The 10855-nt window shown below is 74.1% G+C and carries 1 protein-coding gene; it reads right to left on the minus strand.

Annotated features, from left to right (window positions below; genetic code table 11):
- Nucleotides 1-8: 8 nt before the first annotated feature.
- Nucleotides 9-10855, minus strand: a 10847-nt coding sequence (locus ACWD11_RS30055) for a type I polyketide synthase (protein ID WP_451286747.1), incomplete at its 5' end; no start/stop codon positions are given.

The following is a 10855-nucleotide window of genomic DNA, read 5'->3' on the forward strand; positions in this document are numbered from 1 at the left end:
AGCGGGTGTCAGGAGGTACCGAATTCGCGGTCGATCAGTGCGAACATCTCGTCGGCGGTCGCCGCTTCGAGGTCCCCTTCGTCGGTGGTGTCGGTGCCGGTGGTGGTGGTGCCTGCCGCGTCGTCGTTCAGCCGCAGCAGCAGGGTCTGGAGCTGCCGGGTGAGCTTGAGCCGGGTGTCGGTATCAGGGGTGGCCGCGGCCAACGCCTCTTCGAGTCGCCCGAGTTCGGTGAGCACGTCTCCGCTGCCCGGGGCGTCGCCGTCGAGTGCCATCTCGTCGCGGAGCAGGGCGACCACGGCGTCGGCGGTGGGATATTCGAAGACCAGGGTGGTGGGGAGGGCGAGGCCGGTGGCGGCGCCGAGGCGGTTGCGCAGCTCGACGGCGGTCAGGGAGTCGAAGCCGAGGTCGCGGAAGACGCGGGTCGGTTCGATGGTCGCCGGGCCGCTGTGGCCGAGGACGGCCGCCGCCTGGCTCCGTACCAGCTCCAGGAGCTCACGCTCCTGTTCACCGGCGGGCAGGGCGCGCAGGCGGGCGCGGAGTTCGGAGGTGTCCGCGCCGGGGGCGGGGGCGGTCTGTCCGGGGGTGGGGAGGTGGGGCCGGGCCTGGGGGAGGTCGTCCAGGAAGTGGGTGGTGCGGGCGTAGGTGAAGAGCTGGGTGAAGCGTTCCCATTCGACGTCGGCGACGGCGATGTTGACCTCGTCGTGGTCGAGGACCTGCTGGAAGGCGGTGAGGGCGAGTTCGGGGTCGATGAGCGGCAGGCCCTGGCGCTGGGCGCGCCGGTTGAGGACGGGCCGCTCTGCGGCGTCCTGGCTGTCCCACTCGTTGACGGCGTCCCAGATGCCCCAGGCGACGGCGGTGACCGGCACCCCGCGGGCCCGCTGCCCCTGCGCCCAGGCGTCGAGGTGGGCGTTGGCGGCGGAGTAGGCGCCGTGGTCACCGCTGCCCCAGAGGGCGGCGACGGACGAGTAGACGACGAAGGCGTCCAGTTCCCGCTCGCCGAGCAGTTCGGCGAGCATCCGGGCGCCGGTGATCTTGGCGTCGATGACGTGGGCGTACTGGGCAAGGGTGGTGTCGGCGAGGGCGCCGAGCTCGTAGCGGACGGCGGTGTGGAAGACGGCACGGATCTCGTCACCGGCCGCGTCCAGCCCGCCGATGAGCGAGGCGAGTTCGGAGCGGTCCGTGACATCGCAGGCCGCGATGGTGACCCTGGCGCCCAACTCCTCCAACTGCGACCGTAGTTCGGCGGCTCCTGGGGCTTCGGGGCCCCGCCTGCTGGTGAGGACGAGGTGGTCGGCGCCGTTGCGGGCGAGCCAGCGGGCGAGGATGCCGCCCAGCAGTCCGGTGCCCCCGGTGACGAGGGTCGTGCCGCGCGGCTTCCAGTCCCGGACCGGCCCGTCGGCGGGCAGCGGCGCGGGCACCATCCGGCGGGCGAACAGACCTCCGGGCCGGACGGCGACCTGGTCGTGCTCGACGGTGTCGCGCTGGGCGAGCACGGCCGCGATCCGGCGGCGGACCCGCTCGTCGTCGAGGTCGGCGGGCAGGTCGAGGAGGCCGCCCCACTGCTGCGGCAGTTCGAGCGCGGCGACCCGGCCCATGCCCCAGACCTCGGCCTGGACGGGGTGGGTGATCTCGTCTCCGTAGCCGGTGGCGACGGCCCCGCGGGTGACGCACCAGACCCGGGCGGACAGCCCGGTGTCGGCGACCGCCTGTATCAGCGCGAGCGTGGCTGCCACGCCCTCGGCCACCACGGGCTGCCCCTCGACGGACCGCACGTCGGCCAGCGCCAGGGTGGACAACACCCCGGTCACCCCCTCCGAACCGACCGCCTCGCCCAACAGCCGCGCCAGCAGGCCGCGGTCGGCGCCACCGACCGGCACGGGCACGGTCACGACATCGGCGCCGCGCCCGGTGAGCAGCGCGGTGAGACCGGTGCACCAGTCGTCCCCGGCGCCCTCGGGGGCCAGGTGCAGCCAGCGGCCGGACAGCGCGGCCGGTACAGCGGGGTCGGCCTGCTGCTTCCAGGCGACCTTGTAGCGCCAGCCGTCCACGGTGGACAGCTCACGGTGCCGGCGCCGCCAGGAGGCCAGCTCCGGCAACACCTCCCGCCAGGCGTCCCGCTGACCGTTGAGAGCGAGCGCCCCGGAGAGAGCGTCCATGTCCTGGCTCTCGACGGCCTCCCAGAACGCGGAGTCCAGGGTGCCGCCACGGCTGGTGTCGGCCGCGGTGTCCTCGCTGGGCTCCAGCCAGTAGCGGCGATGCTGGAAGGCGTACGGGGGCAGGTCGACGCGGCTGACGGGGCGCCCGGCGTAGACGGCGGACCAGTCGATGTCGGTGCCGTGCACCCAGAGTTCGGCCGTGCTCGCGAGGAAGCGGACGTTCTCGTTCTCGTCCCGACGCAGGGTACCGACGACGGTGACCGACTGTTCCGCCGCCTCGGCGATGGCCTGCACGCCCATGGTGAGCACGGGGTGGGCGCTGACCTCGATGAGGGTGTAATTGCCTTGTTGCAGGGCTACTTGGACGGCCTCGGTGAAGCGCACCGGACGGCGCAGGCCCTCGTACCAGTACGAGGCGTTCATGGTCGTCGTGTCCAACACCTCGCCGGTGACGGTGGAGATCACCGGGATGCGGGAGGTCTGCGGTGTCACCGGCGACAGGACGTCGAGGAGTTGGGCCTTGATGTCCTCGACATGCGCGGAGTGCGAGGCGTAATCCACCGGGACCCGCCGTGCCCGCACACCAGCGGCCTCCGCCACCGAGGCGATCTCCTCCAGGGCTTCCGGATCACCGGCCACCACCGTGGCATCGGGACCGTTGAAGACGGCTATCGACACCCTCTCGCCATACGACGACACCCACTCCGATGCCTGCTCCGGGCCGGTCGCCAGCGACAACATACCGCCACGACCCGCCAGTTCATCCCGGATCGCAGCCGAACGCAGCGCGACCACCCGGGCGGCGTCCTCCAGGCTCAGCGCACCGACTACCGCAGCCGCGGCGATCTCCCCCTGCGAGTGACCGATCACGGCCGCCGGAGTCACACCGAACGACTCCCACACCGCAGCCAGTGACACCATGACCGCCCACAGCACGGGCTGGACCATGTCCACCCGTTCCATCCAGGCGTCGTCGTCGCCGGTGAGCACCTCGGTCAACGACCAGTCCACGTATGGCTCGAGCGCGCTCTCGCACTCCCCGATCCGCGCCGCGAACACCGGCGAGGACTCCAGCAGCCCCCGCCCCATCCCCAGCCACTGCGCCCCCTGCCCCGGGAAGACGAAGACGGTTCCGCCGCCCGTTTCGGAGGCGGTGCCGGTGATGGCGTGTGCGGAGGGCGTACCGGAGGCCAGCGCCCGGAGGGCATCGGTCAGCTCGCCCGCCTCGGCGCCCCACGCCACCGCGCGGTGCTCCAGCGCGGAGCGTGTGGTGAGCAGGCTCCAGCCGGTGTCGGCCGGGTCCGTCCCGGCTGCCACGACGTCAGCGATCCGGGCGGCCTGGGCGGTCAGGGCCTCGGCGGTACGGGCCGAGACGACCAACGGGAGGACGTGTGAACCGGGCAGTCCGGCGGGCCCGGCGACGACCACGGGACGGGACGCGGTGCCCGGCGGGGCTTCCTCCAGGATGACGTGGGCGTTCGTGCCGGACATGCCGAACGCGGACACTCCGGCCCGGCGCGGGCCGGTGCGGCCCTCGGTCCAGGGCACCGCCCGGTCGAGGAGGGCGACGGTGCCGTCGGACCAGTCGACGTGGCTGGTGGGCTCCCCGGCGTGACGGGACGGCGGCAGGACGCCCGCCCGCATCGCCATCACCATCTTGATCACACCGGCGACACCGGCGGCGGCCTGGGTGTGGCCGATGTTGGACTTCACCGAGCCGAGCCACAGCGGCTGTTCGGCGTCCCGGGCCCGTCCGTAGGTGGCCAGCAGCGCCTGGGCCTCGATGGGGTCGCCGAGGGTGGTGCCGGTGCCGTGCGCCTCGACGGCGTCGACGTCGGCGGGGGTGAGTCCGGCGCTCGCGAGAGCCTGCCGTATGACGCGCTGCTGGGAGGGGCCGTTGGGCGCGGTGAGGCCGTTGGAGGCGCCGTCCTGGTTGATGGCGGAGCCGCGGACGACCGCCAGCACCTGGTGACCGTTGCGGACCGCGTCGGACAGCCGCTCGACGACGAGCACACCGGCGCCCTCCGACCAGCCGGTGCCGTCGGCCGATTCGGCGAAGGGCTTGCAGCGGGCGTCGGCGGCGAGGCCCCGCTGGCGGCTGAACTCCACGAACGGGCCGGGCGTGGACATGACCGTCACACCGGCCGCGAGCGCCAGTTCGCATTCGCCGTTGCGCAGCGACTGGACGGCCATGTGCAGGGCGACCAGGGAGGAGGAGCAGGCGGTGTCGACGGTGACCGCCGGGCCTTCGAGGCCGAGGCTGTAGGCGACCCGGCCGGAGACGACGGCGGCGGCGCTGCCGGTGGCCTGGTATCCGGCGACGGCTTCGGGCGCGCGGCCCAGGAGGGTGGCATAGTCCTGGCCGTTGGAGCCGACGAAGATGCCGGTCGCGGAGCCGTGCAGCCCGGTCGGGGGCAGTCCGGCGCGTTCCAGGGCCTGCCAGGACAGCTCCAGCAGCAGCCGCTGCTGCGGATCCATGGCGAGCGCCTCGCGCGGCGAGATCCCGAAGAACTCGGCGTCGAATCCGGCGACGTCGTGTAGGAAGCCGCCTTCGCGGATGTACGAGGTGCCGGGGCGGCGCCCGTCGGGGTCGTACAGGGCGTCGATGTCCCAGCCTCGGTCGGCGGGGAAGGCGCCGATGGCGTCGCCCGCTTCGGCGACCAGCCGCCACAGGTCCTCCGGCGAGGTGACCCCGCCCGGGTAGTGGCAGGCCATGCCGACGATGGCGATCGGCTCGTCGGGCGCCGCCGCCGTGGTGGGGGCGGCCGGGGTCGCGTCGGCGGTGGCACCGAGGAGTTCGCCGCGCAGGTGGGCGGTGAGGGCAGTCGGCGTCGGGTGGTCGAAGATCAGGGTGGACGGCAGGCGCAGCCCGGTGGCGGCGGTGAGCCGGTTGCGTAGTTCGACGGCGGTGAGCGAGTCGAAGCCGAGGTCCTTGAAGGCGCGCGCGGGCTGGAGGTTCGCGGTGCCGCTGTGGCCGAGGACGGCGGCCACCTCGGTGAGGACGGTCTCGATGAGCAGGTGCTCCTGCTCATCGGGGGTGCGTCCGGCGAGCCTGCGGGCGAGGTCGCTGTCGGCGGCGCCGGCCGGGTCGCCCTCCGGGCCCGTCAAGTAGGGCTGTGCGTCAGGGAGTTCGCTGATGAGTGGGCGGTGCCGGGTGGCGGTGTACGCGGGGACGAAACGCTCCCAGTCGACGTCGGCGACGGTGACGGCGGTGTCGCCCCGGTCCAGGGCCTGCTGGAGAGCGGCGAGGGCCAGCTCGGGCCGCATCGTGCGGATGCCGCGCCGTTCGAGGTGGGCCGTCATCTCGGCGTCGGCCATGCCGCCGTCGGCCCAGGCGCCCCAAGCGACGGCGGTGGCGGCGAGGCCGCGGGCGCGCCGGTCCTGGGCGAGGGCGTCGAGGTGGGCGTTGGCGGCGGCGTACCCGCCCTGGTGGCCGCTGCCCCAGACACCGGCGATGGAGGAGAAGAGCACGAACGCGTCCAGGTCCCGGTCGCCGAGGAGGACGTCGAGGTGGTCAGCGCCGTCCGCCTTGGCGGCCAGCACGTCCGCGAGTTGCTCCTGGGTCAGCTCCGGTACGGCGGTGAAGTGGCCGACGCCGGCCGCGTGGACGACCGTGCTCAGGGGACGGCGTCCGGGCAGCGTGTCGAGGAGCGCGGCGACGGCGTCCCGGTCGGCGATGTCGCAGGCGACGACGGAGACCTGGGCGCCGAGGGCGGTCAGTTCGGCGACGAGTTCGGCGGCGCCGGGCGCGTCGGGGCCGCGGCGGCTGGTCAGCACGAGGTCCTCGGCGCCGTTCCGGGCCAGCCAGCGCGCGATGTGCGCACCGAGGCCACCGGTGCCGCCGGTGATCAGGACGGTGCCGTGGGGCTGCCAGTGGGTGGTGGCGGCGGGGGTGGCGGCGGCCCGGGTGTCGGTGGTCTCGGTCGGGGTGCCGGTGATGGCAGCGCGGGAGTCGGTGGTCTCGGTCGGGGCGCCGGTGATGACAGCCCGGGTGTCGGTGATCTCGGCCCGGGTGCCGGTGGCGGCCCCAGTGCCAGTGGCGGCGGCGCGGGGGCCGGTGGTCTCGGTCCGGTCGCCGGTGGTCTCGGTCCGGTCACCGGGGACGGCGGTCCGAGTGCCAGTGGTGGCCGCCCGGGCCCCGGTGGTGGCGGCCCGGGTGAGGCGGCGCAGGAAGGTCCCTGCGGCGCGGACGGCGCACTCGTCCTCGCCGTCGGTGCCGGCCAGGACGGCGGCGAGGCGGGCCGCGGCCCGCTCGTCGACCTCGGCCGGGAGGTCGACGAGGCCGCCCCAGAGCGGGGCGTGTTCCAGACCGAAGACCCGGCCGAGGCCCCAGACCTGGGCGAGGGCGGGGTCGGTGATCCGCTCGTCGGGGGTGACGGCGACGGCACCTCGGGTGACGCACCACAGCGGGGCGTCGAGCCCGGCGGCCAGGTGCGCCTGGAGCAGCGTGAGGGTGGCACCCAGCCCGTGGGCGCCGGGGAGGAGCGAGACCAGCCCGGAGGCACCCTGGGGAGCGGCGTCCCGCAGCAGCCCCGCGACGTGCTCGGCACCGAGCCCCAACGCCGCGGCGCCGAGGCGGAGTTCGACGACGTCGGCGCCGAGGGCGCGCAGCGCGTAGGACAGGCGTGCCCATGCCGTGTCGGACGTACCGTCGTCGGCCGGAAGTACCGCGAGCCAGGTGCCGTCCAGGCGGCCGGAGCCGAGGACCGTGACGGGCTTCCACACCGTGCGGTAGCGCCAGGTGTCCAGGGTGGACCGGTCCCGTTCGCCGCGCCGCCAGGAGGCGAGGGCGGGCAGCAGCGCGTCGAGGCCGGCGGCGCCGTCGGCCGGGCCGAGGTCCAGGGTGGCGGCGAGGGCCGTCGCGTCCTGGTTCTCGACCAGCTCCCAGAACCGGGCGTCCACGGTGTCGACCGTGGCGGTACCGGTACGGGCGGACTCCAGCCAGAAGCGGGAGCGCTGGAACGGGTAGGTGGGCAACTCGACGTGGCGGGCGGCGCCGCCGTCGTGCAGCGCGGCCCAGTCGACGGTCCCGCCGTGGACGTACAGGTGGGCGAGGGCGCGCAGCAGCGTGCGCGGTTCCGGCTGGTCCTTGCGCAGGGCGGAGAGCAGCAACGCGGGAGGTGTAGAGGGCTCGTGGGCCTCGCGCGCGGCGGGTTCGGTGAGGCAGTCGTCGGCCATGGCCGTCAGCACGCCGTCGGGGCCCAACTCCAGGAAGGTGGTCACGCCCTGGTCCCGCAGCCAGCGCACACCGTCCCGGAAACGGACGGGCTCGCGGACATGCCGTACCCAGTACGCGGCGGTGCCCAGCTCACCCGGCGCCGCGCCCGCGCCGGTGACGTTGGAGACGACCGGGATGCGGGGCTCGACGTACTCCAGCCCGGCGGCGACGGTCCCGAACTCCGCGAGCATGCCGTCCATGTGCGGGGAGTGGAAGGCGTGGCTGACCCGCAGGTACGCCGTCTTGCGGCCACGCTCGCGCCAGAGGGCGTCGAGTTCGGCGACGGCCTCCCGGTCACCGGCGATCACCACGGACGCCGGGCCGTTGACGGCGGCCACACTCACGACGGCTTCCCGCCCGGCAAGTGTCTCGCGGACCTCGTCCTCCCCCGCCCGCACGGAGAGCATGGCCCCGCCCTCCGGCATCGCCTGCATCAGCCGTCCGCGCGCCGTGACCAGCGCGGCGGCGTCGGGCAGCGAGAGGACCCCGGCGACATGGGCGGCGGCCAGCTCACCGATGGAGTGCCCGGCGACGTAGTCGGGGCGCACGCCCAACTGTTCGACCAGCCGGTACAGGGCCACCTCGACGGCGAACAGTGCGGGCTGTGCCCACACGGTACGGTCCAGCAGCGCCGCCTCCGCGCTGCCCGGCTCCGCGAACAGCAGCTCACGCAGCGGCCGTTCCAGATGGGCGTCCAGCGCCTCGCACACGGTGTCCAGGGCCCGCGCGAACGCCGGATACGCGGCGTACAACTCACGGCCCATGCCGACCCGTTGGGCGCCCTGCCCGGTGAAGAGGACGGCGACGGCACCCTCGGACGCGGCGACACCGGTGACGGCCTCGGGCGCATGGCCCCCCGAGGCGACGGCAGCGAGCCCCCGCCCGAACCCGGCGTTGTCATCGGCGAGGACGACGGCCCGGTGATCGAGGGCGGCCCGGGTCGCGGCGAGCGACAGCGCGATGCCGTCGGCAGGCAGCTCGGGCCGGTCCGCGACGAAGGCGGCGAGACGGTCGGCCTGGGCCCGGAGGGCTCCTTCCGTACGGCCGGAGAACACCCACGGGACCGTGCCGGGGGACGCCGTGGCCGGAGTCACCGCGCCGGCGGGCTCCGGGGCTTGCTCCAGGATGACGTGCGCGTTGGTGCCGCTGATCCCGAAGGAGGAGACCCCGGCGCGGCGCGGACGGCCGTCCGCCGGCCACTCCCGCTTCTCGGTCAGCAGCCGTACCCCGCCCGCTGTCCAGTCGACATGCGGCGTGGGCTCGTCGGCGTGCAGGGTGCGGGGCAGTACGCCCGCCCGCATCGCCATCACCATCTTGATGACGCCCGCCACACCGGCCGCGGCCTGCGTGTGCCCGATGTTCGACTTCACCGACCCCAGCCACAACGGCCGTTCCTCGTCCCGCCCTTGCCCGTAGGTCGCCAACAGGGCGTCGGCCTCGATCGGGTCGCCGAGCGCGGTGCCCGTACCGTGCGCCTCCAGGGCGTCGATGTCGGAGGGGGCCAGCCCGGCGCCCGCGAGGGCCTGCCGTATGACGCGCTGCTGGGACGGACCATTGGGCGCCGTAAGGCCGTTGGACGCACCGTCCTGGTTGACGGCGGAACCCCGCACCACCGCCAGCACCTGATGGCCGTTGCGGACCGCGTCCGACAGCCGCTCGACCACGAGCACCCCGGCACCCTCGGACCAGGCAGTGCCGTCCGCCGCCGCCGAGAACGCCTTGCAGCGGCCGTCGGCGGCGAGCCCGCGCTGCCGGCTGAACTCCACGAACATGTACGGCGACGGCATCACGGCGACGCCGCCCGCGAGGGCGAGGTCGCACTCGCCGTTCCGCAGCGACTGCGCGGCCAGGTGGAGCGCCACCAGCGCCGATGAGCAGGCCGTGTCGACGGTGACGGCCGGGCCCTCCAGACCGAAGGTGTAGGCGAGCCGGCCGGAGGCGACGCTGGAGGTGTTGCCGATGCCGAGGAACCCCTCGACATCGTCGGGCACCTCGTCCAGCCGCGCCGCGTAGTCAGTGGCGACCACACCGGCGAACACACCGGTCCTGCTGCCACGCAGCGAGGTCGGCGCGAGCCCCGCCCGCTCGAACGCCTCCCACGTGGTCTCCAGCAGCAGCCGCTGCTGCGGGTCCATCGCCAGCGCCTCGCGCGGCGAGATCCCGAACAGGTCGGGGTCGAACTCGGCCGCGTCGTACAGGAATCCGCCCTGTCGGGTGTAGGCGGTTCCGGGGTGCGCGGGGTCGGGGTGGTAGAGCCCTTCCAGGTCCCAGCCGCGGTCGGTGGGGAAGCCGCCGATGGTGTCGACGCCCTCGGCGACCAGCCGCCACAGATCCTCGGGCGAGGCCACACCGCCGGGGAACCGACAGGCCATGCCGACGATGGCGATCGGCTCGTCCGTCCCCGCCACGGCCGCAACGCGCGTCCGCGCCTCGTCAACAGCCTCCACGTCCCGCGGGAACAGCGCCTCATACAGATGGGCGGCGAGCGCGGTCGGCGTCGGATGGTCGAAGACGATCGCGGTGGGCAGCCGCAGCCCGGTCGCCGTGCCGAGACGGTTGCGCAGTTCGACGGCGGTCAGCGAGTCGAAGCCCTGTTCCTTGAAGGAGCGCTCGGCGTCGACGGACTGCCCGGAGGCATGGCCGAGAACGGCCGCGACGCTCCGGCGCACCAGCTCCACCAGATGCCGCTCCCGCTCGGCCCGGCCGAGCCCGGCCAGCCGCTCGGTGAGCGCCGACCCCGCGTCGCGCATCCCGGCTGTCGTGTCGGCGGTGCGGCGGGGGGGCGCGGGACGGACGAGTCCGCGCAGTACGGCGGGCACGGTCTCCGAGCCGCGCAGACCGGCCAGGTCGAGGCGGGCGGGCACGAGCGCGGGCTCGGCGGATGCGAGGGCCCGGTCCAGCAGAGCCAGCCCCTCCTCCGAGGACAGCGGCGCCAGACCCATCCGGCTCAGCCGCCGACGATCCGCGAGGTCCAGCTCACCCGTCATGGCACTGGCCTGCTCCCACAGACCCCAGGCCAGGGAGGTCGCGGGCAGCCCTTGGGCGCGGCGGTGATGGGCGAGGGCGTCCAGGAAGCTGTTGGCGGCGGCGTAGTTGGCCTGCCCGGCACCGCCCAGTACACCCGACACCGACGAATACAGCGCGAAGAACGCGAGGTCGGAGTCCTGGGTGAGTTCGTGCAGGTGCAGGGCGGCCTGGGCCTTGGGGCGCCAGACCGTGGCCAGTTCCTCCGGGGTGAGGGCGGTGACCAGCCCGTCGGCCAGGACACCGGCCGCGTGGACGACACCGGTCAGCGTACGGCCGTTCAGCAGGGCGGCGAGCTGATCACGGTCGGCGGCGTCGCATGCGGCCACTTGGACCGATGCCCCCAACTCCTCCATCTCAGCGATGAGTTCCTGCGCCCCCGATGCCTCCGGTCCGCTGCGGCTGGTCAGCAGCAGGTTCCGTACGCCGTGCTCGGTCACGAGGTGCCGGGCCAGGA

Source organism: Streptomyces sp. NPDC002776, from assembly GCF_053592195.1.